The organism is Pseudomonas sp. G11 (genome assembly GCF_029457515.1).
GTDB classification, from domain to species: Bacteria; Pseudomonadota; Gammaproteobacteria; order Pseudomonadales; family Pseudomonadaceae; genus Aquipseudomonas; species Aquipseudomonas gorinensis.
On record NZ_CP120377.1, the window covers coordinates 5,332,480 to 5,348,042 of the forward strand.

Genomic DNA, 15,563 nt, shown 5'->3' on the forward strand with positions numbered 1-15,563 from the left:
GAATGCAGCAGAACCTGTCGGCCGCAGAACCCGCATCGCCGCAAGCTGAACCCTATTACCAGCCCAGCGGCGACGAGGTGGCGATCTTCGATCAATGCCATGCACAGCAGCTGGCTGTCATGCTCAAAGGACCCACCGGGTGTGGCAAGACCCGTTTTGTCGAACACATGGCCTGGCGTCTCAAGCGCCCGCTGATCACTATTTCCTGCCATGACGACTTGAGTGCCAGCGACCTGGTCGGGCGTTTCCTGATCGGTCACCAAGGTACCCATTGGACGGAAGGCCCGCTGACCCGGGCGGTGCGCGAAGGCGCTATCTGTTACTTGGATGAGGTGGTCGAAGCGCGGCAAGACACCATTGTCGTCCTGCACCCGCTGACCGACCACCGACGCATTCTGCCCCTGGACAAAATTGGCGAAATCGTTGAAGCCTCGCCACACTTTCAATTGGTGGTGTCCTACAACCCCGGCTACCAACGAATACTCAAGGATTTGAAGCCGAGCACTCGACAGCGCTTTGTGGCGCTGGATTTCGATTTCCCGCCGGCCGAGCGCGAAATCGCCATTGTCATCCATGAAGGTGGAACCGACTACGCCATCGCCCACGCGCTGGTCACCCTCGCCCAGCGACTACGCGCCCTGCAGGACCGGGGCCTGGCGGAAGTCCCCAGTACCCGTCTGTTGATTGCCACTGCGCGACTGATTACCAGCGGCATTGCTGCGCCCATCGCCTGTCGGGTCGCATTGATCTCGCCGCTGTCCGACGACGCGGTACTGGTCGCTGCCATGCGCGACCTCGTCGACCTGACATTTATCTAAATGGCCGAAGCCGAGGACCTCATTACCGATGTTGCACGCCACGCGACGGTGTATGCACAGGCGTTGTGGCGTCGTCACCGCCCCCCCTCGGAAACTGAAAAAATCGTCACCCTCGGGGATGTCGCACAACACCTCGACTTGCTGATCAAGGCAGTGTTCAACACCCACTATTCGCTGCGCGTCGCGCAACCGCCCTCGCCCCCTACGCTGCTGAAGAAGCTTTTTGTGCGTCACGAAAAGCCGTGTCAGCAAAGCGCCGTCCCAGCGACCGATGGCGTGACTATATGGCTACCGCAGGATTTGGGAAGCAGCGAGAATCCGCTCACCCTGGAGTGCTATAGAGCCCTGGCCTTGCAACAGGCGATGCGCGCCCAACGAGGCAGCGCCAATGCCCTGTCAGCCCTCGACAACCCGATGCAGCGCAGCGTCTATCTACTTCTCGAAGCTTGGGCGGCTGATGCGGATTTGATACGCCTGTTGCCGGGATTGGCGCCCTCGATCCATGACTTGCGCCAGCATGCCCTGGCGACCCGCCCACCGCTTCACGCCTTTCCCAGCCAGCGACACCCCCTGGAAAACTTCCTGCGTTTACTGCTGAACAGTGAATGCGGCGCGCCTCTGGAAGAGTTGGCGCCCCCCACCCACACCGCCGATTCGCTGCAACTGTCAGAAGCACTCGCGCAACGTCTCCTCCTCTGCGAAGAATCTCACGGGCTCGGCGCAGACAGGCTTCTCCTTGATGCCTGGACCGGCGACCTGCGCGAACCGTCGGCCGGTGAGGAAGTGTCGCCCTCGCCCGGTGAAATCGACACCGACGATGCCCTGCCACGCAGTGCCCGCCTCACACGTCAGCCCACTGCGCGCGAGGCCTGTGCCGATGAGGACGATCAGGAACAAGGCCTATGGATGGTGCAACCCGCCGAACCGCTGGAAAAAGCCGAAGACCCCATGGGCATGCAGCGCCCGACCGACCGGGATACCGATACCCCTGCGGCTGATTTCGCTGAGTCTTTGTCCGAACTCAACGAAGCCCGGCTGGTGGTGACGGCAGGTCGCCCGAAAGAAGTGCTGCTGTCCCTCGACCCGCCACGGACCCGATTTCAGCACCGTGCACAGGACCTCGCAACCCACACGATCAGCTATCCCGAGTGGGATTATCACCACCAGGTGTACCGTGATCCGGGGGCGACCCTGCAACTGAGTCCTGTTCGGGAAGGTCCGCAGCAATGGGTTGAGCGAACCCTTGATGCTCATCGTCCGGTGCTGGATGCCATCCGTCGGCAATTCGAAAGTCTGCGGGCCCAACGCGTCAGGCTACGCAAACAATGGGACGGCGACGAAATCGATCTGGAAGCGTATATCGACGCTTGCGCCGAGGCCCGCGCTGGCCTGAGCATGCCGCAAGCGGTGTATCTGACCCAGCGTCGTGGCCGTCGCAACATGGCGATCATGTTGCTGATCGACGTCAGCGGCTCCACCGACAGCTGGCTGTCCTGCCATCGTCGGGTCATTGATGTCGAGCGCGAAGCGTTGCTGCTGGTCTGCCTGGCGCTAGAGAGCCTGGGCGAGCCCTATAGTGTGATGGCGTTTTCCGGCGAAGGGCCGCAGCGGGTCACGATCCGAACTCTGAAAACCTTCGATGAGCGTTACAGCCTTGAAGTCGGTCGGCGCATCGCGGCTCTCGAACCGGAACGCTACACCCGGGCCGGCGCCGCCCTGCGCCACGCCAGCACGTTGCTGATGCGCGAAGCTGCCACGCACCGTCTCTTATTGCTGATCTCCGATGGCAAGCCCAACGATGTTGACCAGTATGAAGGCCGCTACGGCGTCGAAGACATGCGTCAGGCCGTAACCGAAGCCAAGCTCCAAGGCATCTATCCCTTCTGTTTGACTATCGATCGCCAGGCGGCGAACTACCTGCCAGCGGTATTCGGCTCGCGGCAATATGCCTTGTTGCACAGACCCGAGTTGCTACCCAGGGTGCTGCTGGACTGGATCAAACGACTGGTATCAGCGTGAACGAGAGACGCCCGCCAAGGTTTTTCATGGCAGGCGGTTTTCGGCTCATGACTGAGTTTCCCGTCAGTGGGGAGATGACTTCATGACTGCGCCTTTCCTGATTCCATTGGTGACGCACACAATAACTTCTAAACCTAATCTTTGAATGCAGGGCAAGCTTTGTCGCGCAGGCCAGGCCGCTCAGTGCTCATATTTCCGACAGCTTTCGAAATCTCACTGCACGGTCGACGCTGTTGACCATTTGGGATGCGGCATGAATCGTCAAAGGGTGCTGGGTAAAACCCGGTCTAGGGAAGGTCTGAAGTAAGCAGCCGTTTTTAACGGCCTCGCTGTCTGAGGTTCAAAAAACACCGACTTAATCGAAAATCAGACCTTTCCTCCTGTCAGTTCACTGTTTTTTGCGGAATAGCACCTTTTCAGGGCTCATTGTCCACATCACAGGCGCACCTCGCCTGCATTCAACAGTCGTTTTCGCATCATCCACAGGTTCGATAAGGCAAACAGTGTGGTCTGCTGCGCGGTGTTTTTCACCAAGCCTCGGAAGCGGACTTTCGTATAACCAAACTGGCGCTTGATCACCCTGAATGGATGCTCAACCTTGGCCCGGACTTGAGCTTTCGCGTATTCGATTTTGCGGCGCATGCGACCGATCAGGCTCTTTTTTGCATGCTTCTTATAGCTGCTGGGGCGCGCTGCGATCGACCAGATCATCTGGCGATGTTGATGCTCCGCACGCTTCTCCACGCCGGTGTAACCGGCATCGCCAGAGACGTAAGTTTCCTCGCCATGCAGCAACTGATCGACCTGAGTCACGTCCGCCACATTCGCCGCCGTGCCCACCACGCTATGTACCAGACCGGATTCAACATCGACACCGATGTGCGATTTCATCCCGAAATAGTACTGATTTCCTTTCTTTGTCTGGTGCATTTCGGGGTCGCGTTTACCGTCCTTGTTCTTGGTCGAACTGGGCGCATGAATGATCGTCGCATCGACCACAGTTCCCTGACGCAGCAGCAAACCTCGGTCGCCCAAATAGCCGTTGATGACCTGCAAAATCCCACCGGCCAGCTCATGTTTTTCCAACAGCCGGCGGAAGTTGAGGATCGTGGTTTCATCCGGAATCCGATCCAAATGCAGCCCGGCAAACTGGCGCAGAATCGTGGTTTCGTAGAGGGACTCTTCCATCGCCGGATCGCTGTAGCCGAACCAGTTTTGCATCAGATGAACCCGCAGCATGGCCATCAACGGATACGCCGGACGACCGCCTTCACCCTTCGGATAATGCGGCTCGATCAACGCAATCAGGCCTTTCCAGGGCACGACCTGATCCATCTCAATCAGGAAACGCTCACGGCGGGTCTGCTTACGTTTGCCTGCGTACTCGGCATCAGCGAAAGACATTTGCTTCATCGGGGCTCAACCGTTCAGTTCGTGGGACAGCCGTATCTCACCAGATTTGGAAGTCTTTTTCAGAGTTTCCCTAGGCCTAATGTAGCCAGCCATTTCCCGGGCGACCGTAAGCTGTTGATCCGTCCCTTGGGCGAGCAACGCGATAACCAGATTTTCCAGAGCAATCACACGAACACGAAGGTGAACCAACTCGGTATTTGATAATTCGGGAAGCTCATGAGTGCCTTGGGTGGGAAAAGCTTTTGATGTGTCTTCAGCGTCCCATCTCGAAAGCGTCATCTGAAGTTGTTGTGCAACAACCGACGATGGGGTCTTGTCTCTAGGCATAAAAGGATTCTCCAAAGAGAAGGCGAATTGTGGAAGCTCAAGCCATCACCAGCCTTTTGATCCACTTCAGCAACACGCCGGGCAACAACTCGGGTCTGGGCAATAAGGCGTATTGACGCGCCAAATACCGCAGGCGGATAGTTTGCTGCTTGCCTGTCGATAGTCAAACAGAAGGAATAGATGCCTTGCAAATCAGCTTCGGTGACTGCCTGGCGCATGTCTTCTACACCATAACGACCCTCATATCGATCGATATCATAGGTTTGCCATCGGAAATCAACAATAGCAGACTATTCCTGCTGGCTTCGCGCATCAGTAAGGTGCTGGCGTGGCGTATGGCGGCCCCTGCCGTCTTCGACCATGATAGTCGGTCCGCCATCCAGCACCCAGGAAAACCAGCGTGGCAATCACCAGATCGGCTTCGAAAAATAACAATAGATCATCTCGGCTAATTGAGCCTAGCGTATACCACCGCCATGCATTTCTCCTTCAGTTAATTCAGATGGCGTGAAAAAAAAAAAACAGTTGGGTTCAATGGGAGAACTCCTATCAGCAATTGATCACTCCTGTCATTACACCAGCCATTGAATTCAACACCCTGCGCTCGCCTGGATTTTAGCTCCTTAAATAAAAAACAGCTGCAAAATTGGAATTTATACCATACGCCATTGATTACAACCTTTTGAACAACTCCGAACTTTCAGCGCAAAATTCGAAGCGAAATTCGAGTTACGCTAGCATCCAAGCCACTGAATTATAAGCATATTTTTCTGAAAAAGCCCAGATCCTGGATGGTGAATTTGGGCGGCATTTACAATACTAACAAATCGTACCGAACATCGAGTTTCGCTAAAATGTCACATATCTGAACGACCAATTGCAGCGATCACACCATAAATACTTCAGTGAATGCCGCAGTCGATATCTCAGAAAATCCCGACAGAAGTTTTTGAAAATCTCGGAACCTCAACTACACTTTCCACTGCATCCGAAGCTTACCGGCGCGAATGCTGTATTGATTGATAAAAAACGGAACAGATTACTGACAAGCGGTACTAGCAAAGCACACCCAGATGAGGAAATAAAAAATGAAGAAAAAACTTATGCATCTTTTTATCTTCGGCACTTTGCTGAACCTTCAACCAGCCCAAGCCGTTGATGGTGAAGCACTGTTCAAGAGCAAACCCTGCGTAGGCTGCCACATGATCGAAGCGAGACTAGTCGGGCCTAGTTATAAGGAGATCGCAGCTAAATATGCCGGACAAGCTGATGCCTCGGCCACCCTGGTAAAAAGCATCAAGGAAGGTAGCTCCGGAAAATGGGGCGCCGCGCCAATGCCGGCCAACCAAGTAACAGACGAAGAAGCGAAAACGTTGGCGGACTGGATCTTGACGCTCAAATAATTTTTGCTAAAGCAAGGTACCGCAATCCGACCGCCAATAAAATCGCAGAAGTGGGTCCAGCTCTCTTCTGCGAGTCGGTTCGGTAAGTTCCTCAGACAGCCCTACTCAGGGAAGCGGCTCAGTTACAGCGCAGGCGTTTGCTGTAAAAGCGTTAAATCGATGTCTTCAAATCGCAATACTCTGCCGCCCTGCTCGCTGGCCAGCTTGCGCGCGGCGGCCTCCTCGGAAAATGACGCAAGGACCACGCCCATGGAACCTTTGAGCCGGGTCCCGACGACGTAGTAGGCTTGGGTGGCATCAATCAAGTAATGGTCGTCGGGTTTCTCCCAGGCACTTTTACCCATGTCGTGCACATACAGTTTCGCCTCAGTGAGGTGATTCTCTGGCTGAAGCCACCATCCAAGCATTTCTGCGGTGGAACAGAACTTCTTGACTGAACCTTTTGCCACGACTTCACCCTTGGGGCCCGGGAAGTCGGCGATCACCATGCCGCAGACATGACACTCGTCGCTCTGATGGAAAGCCACCGGCGCAAAGGTTTGCTTTTCTTCTGCGCGATCATTACAAGCCGCCAACCCCAAACAGATAATGATGACCAGGGCACGGGTTCCGATCAGGTACAGAGTGTTCATCGCAATAGCCTCGAGCGTAATGAATCAAGTCAGCCGACGGCGAAACATCCAATAAGCCAGCAACAGCAAAGCGCCGACCCAGAGCAACAAGCAGAGCCAGAGCACCGAAATCGACACCGGTAAATCACTGCTCAATGCCATGAGACCGATGGCATTACCGCTGCCCTCGAAACCAGAGAGATTGATCAGGCGATAGATATCGGTGGGGTTGAGCAGCAGAAGCCACGGTAAGAGGTCCGGGTTGAACCGGCCCTTGCTGAGCACGAGCAACGCCAACAGTGCCAGGTCGAATACCAATACGAAGAGAAACCACACGCCCAATGCCATCCCGGCGGCGCTGGATTTCTCGCTGGCCTTGCTGCTCAAGACATAAGCCAGCGCCACGAAGACCCAACCCAGTAGCGTGGAAGACACCATGAAGCGACCGAACGCCCAGAGCAGCAGCCCCAACTCGACGTCATCGACCAGCAAGGCGATGGCCACTGCGGCGCAACCAAATCCAATCAGGGTGGCCAAGGCCAGAATCAGGCCATGACCGACAAACTTGCCCAACAGGATCTGGCCACGACCCAGCGGGTAGGTCAGCAGCAGCATCAGCGTGCCACCCTCCTCCTCCCCGACAATGGCATCGTAGGCCAGCAGCAGCGCAATCAATGGCATCAGGAACGTCGCCAGGCTGGCGAGGCTGGCAATGGTTGCCGGAATCGAGGTAAAGCCCACTTGCCCGGAGGCCGCCGCGCCAAGCCAGGCGATCCCCACCGCCAGAACGGCGAACAACAGACTGATTGCCAGCAGCCAGCGGTTACGCAGGCCGTCGCTGAACTCCTTGGCGGCGATATTCCAAATCTGCGTCATGAATGAGTGCCTTCAGTGGCGGCGCTTGCATGGCTCATGTAATAGCCGTAAAGGTCCTCAAGGGACGGTTGCAGTATCTCGATGTCCTGCGGTTGATCCTCGTGGAACAACTGGCGCAGTAGATCAACTTTGTAGCCATTGACGGCCATCACCTCGATCCCGTTGCCGCCCACCGCTGTGGCGGTGTGCCCGGCGGCATTCCAGCGCTGCAACCATTGCTCGCGTCGGCAAAGACCACTGGCCCGGATTCGCGCCGGCAAGTCGGCGTCTTCTCGCAGTCTGGACAGACTCCCGATCGCCTGTAAGCAGCCATTGGCCAGGATGGCCGCACGGTTGATATGCACTTCGACACCTGCCAACACATGGGAACAGAGGATGATGCTCGCGCCCTGTTGGCGCAGACGGTCGATCAACAGGTAAAGTTCTTGGGTGGCGATAGGGTCAAGACCCACCGTGGGTTCGTCCAACAGCAACAGGCGAGGTTCACCGAGAACCGCCTGGGCCAGCCCTAGACGCTGGCGCATGCCTTTGGAGTAGGTTTTCACCCGACGGTCTGCGGCGCCGGCAAGACCGACCTGCTCCAGTAGCTCGTCCACTTGTGTCAACGCGGCGCCCTTGAGGCGGGCGAAATAGCGCAGGGTCTCGCGACCACTGAGTTGTGGGTAGAACGTCACGTTTTCCGGCAGGTAACCGAGTTGGCGACGCACGTCGGCTTGTGCGGGTCGGCAGCCCAGTACGTGCACCTGGCCGGCGCTGGCCTTGAGCAGGCCAAGGATCAATTTCATCACCGTGGTCTTGCCCGCACCGTTGTGGCCAAACAAGCCCAGCACCTCGCCTTCGCCCAGACTCAGGGTCAGATCGTGCAGCACGGTCATGCTGCCGTAGCGCTGGCTAACCCCTTCAATGTCGACTGCGTTCATAAGTTCGGCTGCTGTGTCTGGGGCATGGTCGGAAGATTCATCAACGGATAGCTGTCCTTGACCCCTGGCGACTTGGTCACCGGGAAACTTTGCTGCACCCAGCGCAGCAGTTGAATGCTCGGGCTATTCATCAGCAGACGGACCTGCGGGTACAACCAGAGCAGGCGGTCCACATTGTCATTGGGCTCATAGATCACGTCGCCAATCGCATCGTTATTGCGATCCCAGCCCAGGTAATCACTCCAGTAATTGCCGTGACCGTCGGCCGACCACTCCTGCAAGCGGGTGGCAACGTATTTGACCTGCTGCTGGTTGTCGACGAAGGCGTTGTCGGCGATACGGTTGTCTTCGGAGCCTGCGGTGAGGTGAATGCCCACGGCACTGCGCTCGAAGTGGTTGTGTTCGATGACATTGAACAGCGAGTTGTAGATGAACAGCGCCTTGCCTTCGGCACCGCTGACCATACCGCCATCGGCGGAACCACTGCGCACGTCGCTGACGAAGTTGTCGCGCAGCTCGGAATAGGTGATGTAGTTCATGAGGATGCCATAGCCTTCGTCCTGCTCGGAGCGATTGCCAATCACCGTCAGCTTGCGGCTCTGCATCAAGGCATAACCGGTGCGTGTGCGGCGGGTGGTATTGCCCAGCAACTGGTTGTCGTTGGCGTACATGTAGTGCACGCCATAGCGCAGGTCTTCCAAAGTATTGCCCTGCAGCAGGTTGCCATTCGAGGTATCGATGTAGATCCCGTCCCGGGTCTGTCGCACGTGATTACCGATAACCTTGGCGCCGTGCACGGCATACAGATGAATCCCATTGCCGCGGTCTTGGGAGCGAATGCTCGGGTCGCCTTCAATATCGTTGTCAATCAGGCTAACGTCATGCGCCCTATCCACCCATATACCAAATCCCGGCCCGTTCATTGTATTGTTGCGTATCATCGCGCCTGTCGCTTGAGGGCCGATGAAAATCGCAGCGTTCATCGCTGTCATATCGCGCCCCCAGTTAAGCAAAGTACAGCCTTCGACGCGCACATCGGGCGCACTGATAAAAAGCGCGTTCCCAGCACCTTCAGCGTCAAAGACCGCACCTTTATCACAAACTATCTGCATAGATTGCTCAATAGTAAATTGGCCTTTGTATTCTCCTAAAGGAAGTCTCCAGCGGTTGGCGCCCTCTGCATGCATTAACAATTCAGTGATGGGCCGAGGCGACGAATATGCGAGGGACGTTAACATCAATGAAAATAGAGTTAACGCCCATCGCATCTTGAACAAGAGATGCCTAGACACTGCATTTTCCTTCTTGGCAGCGCGGGGGGCCGTTAAACTCGCTCGACTTTCATACGCCCAACCATTTCCATGTGCAGTGCATGACAGAACCAACTGCAGTAGTACCAATGCAGACCGGGCTTGTCAGCAATGAAAGTTATCGACGATGTTTGTTGCGGGCTAATCTCCATACTTACACCATGATTAGTCATGACAAAGCCGTGAGAGACATCCTCAATCTTATCGATATTAGTTATCGTCACAGTAACCTCATCGCCTTGTTTTACGGTAAATTCTTGCATTCCATAGGCAGGGGCCATAGAAGTCATATAGACACGAACTTTCGTGCCCTCTCGGACAACCTTGTTATCAGTCTCCAGTTTAATTCCGTCCTTCGCAGCGATAGCCACGGTTTCTGCAAAAAACGGATCGTTGCGGTCCCAGATCTTTTTAGTCTTGATCTGATCTCGACGGGCCATGACGCAGTCATGTGGTTCAGCGAAGGCCGGGCCGTCGTGCACCAGCTTCATCTCGTCACCGGAAATATCGATCAACTGGTCGTTTTCCGGGTGCAGCGGACCGGTCGACAGAAAGCGATCCTTGGAAAACTTGCTGAGTACCACCAGCCACTGGCCGTCGGCCTCACGGGTTTCGGTCAGCGACGCGTGGTTATGTCCGGGTTGGTACTGCACGTCGAGTTTTTGCTTAATGTAGTTGACCTTCTCTCCCTTGTAGGCGCGGATCGCCTCTTCCATGTTCCATTTCACTACCTGGCTATCGATAAACAAGGTGGTATAGGCGTTACCGCGGCCGTCGAAGGTGGTGTGCAACGGCCCCAGTCCCAGTTCAGGCTCACCGACTACCACGTCCCGTGGGTCTTTGAGCTTGTCATCAAATAAATCGTCGAGCTTGGCAGTTGCAATGATTGTGCATGTAGGCGAGAGCTTGCCGTTGGCGATGAAATATTTGCCGTCAGGCGAGGTATTGAGCCCATGAGGATTTTTCGGCACAGGGATATAGCGGGTAAATTCAGAATCCTTGCCGTCGCTTTTGCGCCCATCCACCACAGGGACCTTAGAACCGTCCAGGGTGATGAACTTGCCGGCCTTGATCGCCGCTTCGATGCGAGGGATGTTGAACACCACCACCCAGTCGCGCTCGTTGCGCATCATACCGCCCAGGTCGTAGGCCTTCTCGGAGTTGTAGCAGGTGCTGGCGGCGTATTTGCCGGTGTAGTCAGCGTCGGTGTTGTCCAGGTTGCCGTCGACGATCACCTGGAAGGCCATCTCCATTTTCTCGGCATCGACAGCGTTGAACATTGTGAAGCTGTTCTTATCCTGCAAGTCGAAGGTGCTACCGTCGTTGGGATGCGGAATAACGAACTCAGCGTTGGCGAACACATACTGAGTATGGGGCACCTTTTGCAGCCGTAGGCCATGGATCGCCTGTACGTTGGGCACAGTAAGCATCTTGTCGCACTTCATAATGTCTAGGCGAATGCGCGCGATCCGGGAGTTGGCCTTGTCATTGATGAACAGGTACTTGCCGTCGTACTTACCGTCAGTCATGGACAAGTGTGGATGGTGGCAATCGCCATTCATGAATCTTGCGCTATCACCCAGTATCCGCTTGCTTTCGTTGGTCAGCCCCCAACCGGTGGCAGAGTCGACGTTGAATACCGGTATGCGTAACAACTCGCGCATCGATGGAACCCCCATGATCCGCACTTCGCCCTGATGGCCGCCGCTCCAGAAACCGTAATACTGGTCCAGTTCACCCGGCGCCACGTGAATTTTCGACTGCGCATCCTTAGCCGCAGCCGCCCAGGATTCGCGGGTGAAGACCACGCTGCCAAGTGCCGATGCACCGGCTAGCGAAGCGCTGGCAAGCGCACTGGTACCGAGAAAACCGCGACGGCTAAGGCCGGGCGATTTAAATTCCTGCGTTGCCTCCTTAGGTTCATGATCAGCATTCGTTTTGTTGTCAGTCATGGTTGCTGCTCCATTGGATGCGGGTGAAAAAACAAGAATCGCAATGTTTCGTCCAGCTTAGATATTCATGGCTTGAATACCTGCACCACCGGAATCAACTCAGTGTGTTCTGGCACCGGCGCCGGTTTGTCCCGCGTCTTGCGCTTATTCTTGAGCACCAACGGCGGGCATTTGTTTTCGTTGTGGTAAGTCATCTGGCAATCCAGACAGTAATGACACTCGTTGACGTTGATATGACCGTCCGGGTGAATCGCCTGGATTTCACATTCCTTGGCGCATAGTTGGCAGGGCGAGCCGCATTCCTTGCGTCGTTTAAGCCAGTCGAACAGACGCAGCTTGCTAGGAATGGCCAATGCAGCGCCCAACGGGCAGACGTAGCGGCAATAGATCTTGCGGGTAAAAATGTTGATGATCAGCAGCCCCCCTGCGTAAGCCACAAACCACCATTGGCGGTCGAACTTTAGGGTGATGGCGGTCTTGAACGGCTCCACCTCAGCAAATTGCTCGGCGGTAGTCATCGACTCAAGCGAGATGCCGAACAGCACTAACAAAACGATGTACTTCACCGCCCATAGGCGCTCATGTAATGCAAAAGGCAGCTCATATTGGGGAATCTTCAGCTTGCGGGAGGCTTCGTTGATCAACTCTTGCAACGCGCCGAAGGGACACAACCAACCACAGAAAACTCCTCTTCCCCACAGCAGAATACTGGCGGCGGTGAACGTCCAAAGAATGAACACAATCGGGTCGGTAAGAAACAATTCCCAACGGAAGTTATCGAACAGAGCATGGGCGAAGGTCAGTACATTAACCACAGAAATCTGCCCCAGTGCATACCAGCCGATGAACACGACGGTGAACATCAGGTAAGCCCGACGCAACCAGTGGAGAAAACGCGGGTACTTGGTGAAGGTATCTTGCAGGAACAAGATAATCATCAATACAGCCAGAGCCGTGCAAAGAACCCCGATCTGAAAGGCTTTCTGATACCAGATATTGACCCATGTCGGTCTATTGGCAACCTCGATAGCCTCCAGCTCTTGAGCGGTGGGTGGCGGACGCAAAAGGTATTGTTCTGGCAATTGGTAAGGCAGTTCGAAGCTGCTGAAGGTACCACCGACAGCGCCGGTCTGGCGACGCACCAGCAATTCCAAGGTCCAGGGCGATCCTGGATCGAACCGGACGGGCTCACGAACAATGAAAATGGACATTTCATTGAACTCGGGCATGCCCGTTGCGAACACGTCGGACAAACGTTGATGGTCCATGTCGCGAAAGCTGATGATGTTGCCGAACTGACGCAATTGCACCCTATCGAAAATTCCTCCTCGCACATAACCGGAGCCCTTGTAGGAATAGAGGCCACGACCTAGCACTACGATGGCGTGCTCACCTGGCTTGAGGTCTTGCATCAAGAAGCGATATTGATTATCGCCCAGCAGGTTTCGACCAATGGCGGGTGGGTTCAGATCGGCGGTGTATAGTTCTATGAAAGTATCGTCTTCCTGTCCGGGCGGAGCATTGTCAACCCCCTCGGCCTCAGTACCCTTGAATGCAGCGTCGACTTGACCGCGGGTTAGGCTTAACCGGCGGATTGCGCCGTTGCCGGTCAGTTGCTCCCAGGTGGCAGGCTTAAAAAAATCTTCACGCACGGCAGCAGGTTTCTGCTTAACGCCGCTGTTGTCCTCGATCAGTTGCAACGACACCGCCACTTTATGTGCCGCACGCATGATGATTTCATTCACCACCATGGCGGTTACTGTGGCTCCGGCGATCCCGTCAACTGTCACCGTCTCTGGATCGCTGGAACGACCCACGACTACCCGTCGATCAGCTTTGATGCCCTTGTATTTATCGTCAAATGCGTGGAGCTTCGCCACTGGAATTCCGATTAACAGAATTGGTTCATGGTGCTCCAATACATATGCATCCAGTATTACGCCTTGAGTGTCAAGAATGACCTGCATATTAATGGGTTTACCCGAATATGCGGGTATATCTACGACATCTTGGCTTTGGAATACGTAACCTTTGATTTTTCCTTCAGACTTTACGACGCGCACCTTAAACTCATCCACCGGCGCGGAAATATCTACATTACCTGCAAACACTTCGCTGATGCGCTGCTGCTCCATCCCACCGTAATCCTTAGCTTGCAAGGTAACAAAACTAATGCATAGCAATATGCACATAAGCACGGCAAAACGACTGAAAAGCAAGACGAATTTGGAGACGAATTTTTTATAATTATCCATGCGACAACGGCGCCATCCAATTTGCATTAAGTATAAAACACGCTTTTCCACCGCACTATTCTACTCTAGTTTTTCTTGACCTTAGACTAGAGACATGAACATTTCAAGTTTGTTGCTTAATAAACAACGCATTATCAGCGCTCCCCTAAAAATATAAAAAAAATATTTACAAAACAATAGGTTACCCACGCAAGATGCGTCATCCGTCAAAGAAGCACCTATAGCCCCCGCGACAGTCACTTTCGTACGACAACACGCGAGTACTCAAAAGCACTAATTCGAACATTTTTTATCGCATTTTTGACTAAGGCGGTAAATAAACCGGCGGTTGCAGAAGCTGAGTGCAACACGGTTATTGATTTGAAGCTGGAGCATGATGCCGCATAGCCATGGCTTCCTGCATCACCTCGCCCATGACTTCGATCGGGCACTTGAAATCGAAGCGTTTACGGGGGCGCATATTCAGCTCCAAGGCGATGGCATTCAATTGCTCTTGACTGTGTACCGACAAGTCAGTCCCCTTGGGCAGGTACTGGCGGATCAGGCCGTTGATGTTTTCGTTGCTACCGCGCTGCCAGGGGCTGTGCGGGTCGCAGAAGTAAATAGCGACCCCTGTCTGCTGGGTGATTTCAGCATGCCGCGCCATCTCCCGGCCCTGGTCGTAGGTCATGCTCTTGCGCATCGCCAGCGGCATGCTGTTGAGCGCTGCACTGAAGCCCTCCATCGCCGAGGTCGCCGTTGCGTCGTTCATCTTCATCAGCATCAGGTAGCCACTGGTGCGCTCCACCAACGTGCCTACCGACGAGGCGTTGGCCTTACCCTTGATCAGGTCGCCCTCCCAATGCCCCGGCATCAGCCGGTCTTCGATCTCTGGCGGGCGAACATGAATGCTGACCATCTCAGGGATCTGGCCGCGCCGATCCACGCCACCAGAGCGCGGCCGGCGCGTCGTCTTGCCTTGGCGCAGGCAGACGATCAGCTCCTTGCGCAACTCGCCGACCGGCAAGGCATAGATCGCGTTATAGATCGTCTCACGACAGACGTAGGCATCTCTGAGGTTGGGTATGGTCATGCTGCGCAGCTTGCCGGCAATCTGCTCGGGAGACAAACGCTTACGCAGCATGTGGGCCACCAGTTCGAAGCGCTCGCTGCCCGGCACAAGCTTGCGCTTGGGGCGACAAACCTGGCGCCGAATGTTCATCTGTTGCTGGGCGCAGCGGGCCGAGTAAGCACCACTACTGCCTCGATTGCGCTTCAGCTCTCGGCTGATGGTCGAGGGCGACCTGTCAATCAGGCGAGCAATGCCGCGCAGGCTGAAGCCTTGAGCTTGACTGAGTTGAATGATGGCGCGCTCTTCGACGCTGAGTTCGGAATAGGACATAGGGGCAGCACCGTACCGGAAAGGTCAGGTGTTGCACTCAGTTTTCGCGGCCGCCACCCTTCTTGCGGTTCGTTCCTACAAGCTATTAGCCGCTCAATTGCAGTGCGCAAGAAATTCGTAGATGGACACTATGCCGAAAATAGCGAATCAGACCGATATTCAGACGATTAGGAAATAACTCATTGCCAGTCAAAGCTGACGGATCAAAACCGATGATGTTCGTGGCGAAACCAAACCTGCCCCATGCACGCTAAGCATTTTGTGGCATGGAAGCTAAC

12 protein-coding genes and 1 pseudogene are annotated in these 15,563 nt (G+C 55.1%); 3 read left to right on the forward strand and 10 right to left on the reverse strand.

The genetic code is table 11. The features are described 5' to 3' along the window. The first annotated feature begins 2 nt into the window (after nt 1-2). Together P2T68_RS24335 and P2T68_RS24340 are read left to right on the forward strand one after the other, a co-directional pair. Entirely contained in the window at nt 3-818 is an 816-nt protein-coding gene (locus tag P2T68_RS24335) for a CbbQ/NirQ/NorQ/GpvN family protein (protein ID WP_094989999.1), read from the forward strand. Beyond that, complete coding sequence (locus P2T68_RS24340) at nt 819-2,837, forward strand: VWA domain-containing protein (RefSeq protein ID WP_102617429.1); 2,019 nt, start codon at nt 819-821, stop codon at nt 2,835-2,837. A gap of 435 nt (nt 2,838-3,272) precedes the next feature. Here the strand turns inward: P2T68_RS24340 and P2T68_RS24345 are convergent, their stop codons facing one another. The 3 genes and pseudogenes from P2T68_RS24345 to P2T68_RS24355 all read right to left on the reverse strand — a co-directional run. After that, nucleotides 3,273-4,250: an IS5 family transposase gene (locus tag P2T68_RS24345; protein ID WP_033902000.1), complete on the reverse strand. Its 978-nt coding sequence runs from the start codon at nt 4,248-4,250 to the stop codon at nt 3,273-3,275. A gap of 6 nt (nt 4,251-4,256) precedes the next feature. After that, the gene (locus P2T68_RS24350) at nt 4,257-4,577 is read right to left on the reverse strand and encodes a hypothetical protein (protein ID WP_277378417.1); all 321 of its coding nucleotides are present in this window, start codon (nt 4,575-4,577) and stop codon (nt 4,257-4,259) included. A 37-nt stretch (nt 4,578-4,614) separates the two neighbouring features. Next, nucleotides 4,615-4,926: pseudogene (locus P2T68_RS24355) on the reverse strand (hypothetical protein); the annotation flags it as partial. Between the two features lie 739 nt (nt 4,927-5,665). Here P2T68_RS24355 and P2T68_RS24360 point away from each other — a divergent pair. After that, nucleotides 5,666-5,980, forward strand: a complete 315-nt coding sequence (locus tag P2T68_RS24360) for a c-type cytochrome (protein WP_041475993.1) — start codon at nt 5,666-5,668, stop codon at nt 5,978-5,980. Between the two features lie 122 nt (nt 5,981-6,102). On the opposite strand, the gene P2T68_RS24365 is transcribed toward P2T68_RS24360, so the two are convergent. The 7 genes from P2T68_RS24365 to P2T68_RS24395 all read right to left on the reverse strand — a co-directional run bounded on the left by P2T68_RS24365 (nt 6,103) and on the right by P2T68_RS24395 (nt 15,285). Beyond that, a complete protein-coding gene (locus tag P2T68_RS24365; RefSeq protein ID WP_277378418.1) occupies nt 6,103-6,612 on the reverse strand; it encodes a nitrous oxide reductase accessory protein NosL in 510 nt (169 codons plus the stop codon). 24 nt (nt 6,613-6,636) lie between these two features. Beyond that, nucleotides 6,637-7,467, reverse strand: a complete 831-nt coding sequence (locus P2T68_RS24370; RefSeq protein ID WP_014338850.1) for an ABC transporter permease subunit — start codon at nt 7,465-7,467, stop codon at nt 6,637-6,639. Then, nucleotides 7,464-8,387 carry an ABC transporter ATP-binding protein gene (locus P2T68_RS24375; protein ID WP_014338849.1) on the reverse strand — a complete coding sequence of 308 codons (924 nt, stop codon included), beginning with the start codon at nt 8,385-8,387 and terminating at the stop codon, nt 7,464-7,466. The genes P2T68_RS24370 and P2T68_RS24375 overlap by 4 nt, the downstream gene beginning before the upstream one ends. Then, nucleotides 8,384-9,655, reverse strand: a complete 1,272-nt coding sequence (locus tag P2T68_RS24380; protein ID WP_102617442.1) for a nitrous oxide reductase family maturation protein NosD — start codon at nt 9,653-9,655, stop codon at nt 8,384-8,386. The genes P2T68_RS24375 and P2T68_RS24380 overlap by 4 nt, the downstream gene beginning before the upstream one ends. Before the next feature lie 56 nt (nt 9,656-9,711). Beyond that, nucleotides 9,712-11,649, reverse strand: a complete 1,938-nt coding sequence (gene nosZ / locus P2T68_RS24385; RefSeq protein ID WP_013692874.1) for a TAT-dependent nitrous-oxide reductase — start codon at nt 11,647-11,649, stop codon at nt 9,712-9,714. A gap of 65 nt (nt 11,650-11,714) precedes the next feature. Further along, nucleotides 11,715-13,904, reverse strand: a complete 2,190-nt coding sequence (locus P2T68_RS24390) for a NosR/NirI family protein (protein WP_044059280.1) — start codon at nt 13,902-13,904, stop codon at nt 11,715-11,717. 352 nt (nt 13,905-14,256) lie between these two features. Beyond that, nucleotides 14,257-15,285: an IS30 family transposase gene (locus tag P2T68_RS24395; protein WP_019818564.1), complete on the reverse strand. Its 1,029-nt coding sequence runs from the start codon at nt 15,283-15,285 to the stop codon at nt 14,257-14,259. Between the last annotated feature and the right edge of the window lie 278 nt (nt 15,286-15,563).

Excerpts from the sequence above, each read along its gene's own strand:
- P2T68_RS24350 (WP_277378417.1), bottom strand. The coding sequence starts at position 4,577 with ATGCCTAGAGACAAGACCCCATCGTCGGTTGTTGCACAACAACTTCAG.
- P2T68_RS24380 (WP_102617442.1), bottom strand. The coding sequence starts at position 9,655 with ATGCGATGGGCGTTAACTCTATTTTCATTGATGTTAACGTCCCTCGCA.
- P2T68_RS24365 (WP_277378418.1), bottom strand. The coding sequence starts at position 6,612 with ATGAACACTCTGTACCTGATCGGAACCCGTGCCCTGGTCATCATTATC.
- P2T68_RS24360 (WP_041475993.1), top strand. The coding sequence starts at position 5,666 with ATGAAGAAAAAACTTATGCATCTTTTTATCTTCGGCACTTTGCTGAAC.
- P2T68_RS24375 (WP_014338849.1), bottom strand. The coding sequence starts at position 8,387 with ATGAACGCAGTCGACATTGAAGGGGTTAGCCAGCGCTACGGCAGCATG.
- P2T68_RS24345 (WP_033902000.1), bottom strand. The coding sequence starts at position 4,250 with ATGAAGCAAATGTCTTTCGCTGATGCCGAGTACGCAGGCAAACGTAAG.
- P2T68_RS24335 (WP_094989999.1), top strand. The coding sequence starts at position 3 with ATGCAGCAGAACCTGTCGGCCGCAGAACCCGCATCGCCGCAAGCTGAA.
- P2T68_RS24395 (WP_019818564.1), bottom strand. The coding sequence starts at position 15,285 with ATGTCCTATTCCGAACTCAGCGTCGAAGAGCGCGCCATCATTCAACTC.
- nosZ (WP_013692874.1), bottom strand. The coding sequence starts at position 11,649 with ATGACTGACAACAAAACGAATGCTGATCATGAACCTAAGGAGGCAACG.
- P2T68_RS24340 (WP_102617429.1), top strand. The coding sequence starts at position 819 with ATGGCCGAAGCCGAGGACCTCATTACCGATGTTGCACGCCACGCGACG.
- P2T68_RS24370 (WP_014338850.1), bottom strand. The coding sequence starts at position 7,467 with ATGACGCAGATTTGGAATATCGCCGCCAAGGAGTTCAGCGACGGCCTG.
- P2T68_RS24390 (WP_044059280.1), bottom strand. The coding sequence starts at position 13,904 with ATGGATAATTATAAAAAATTCGTCTCCAAATTCGTCTTGCTTTTCAGT.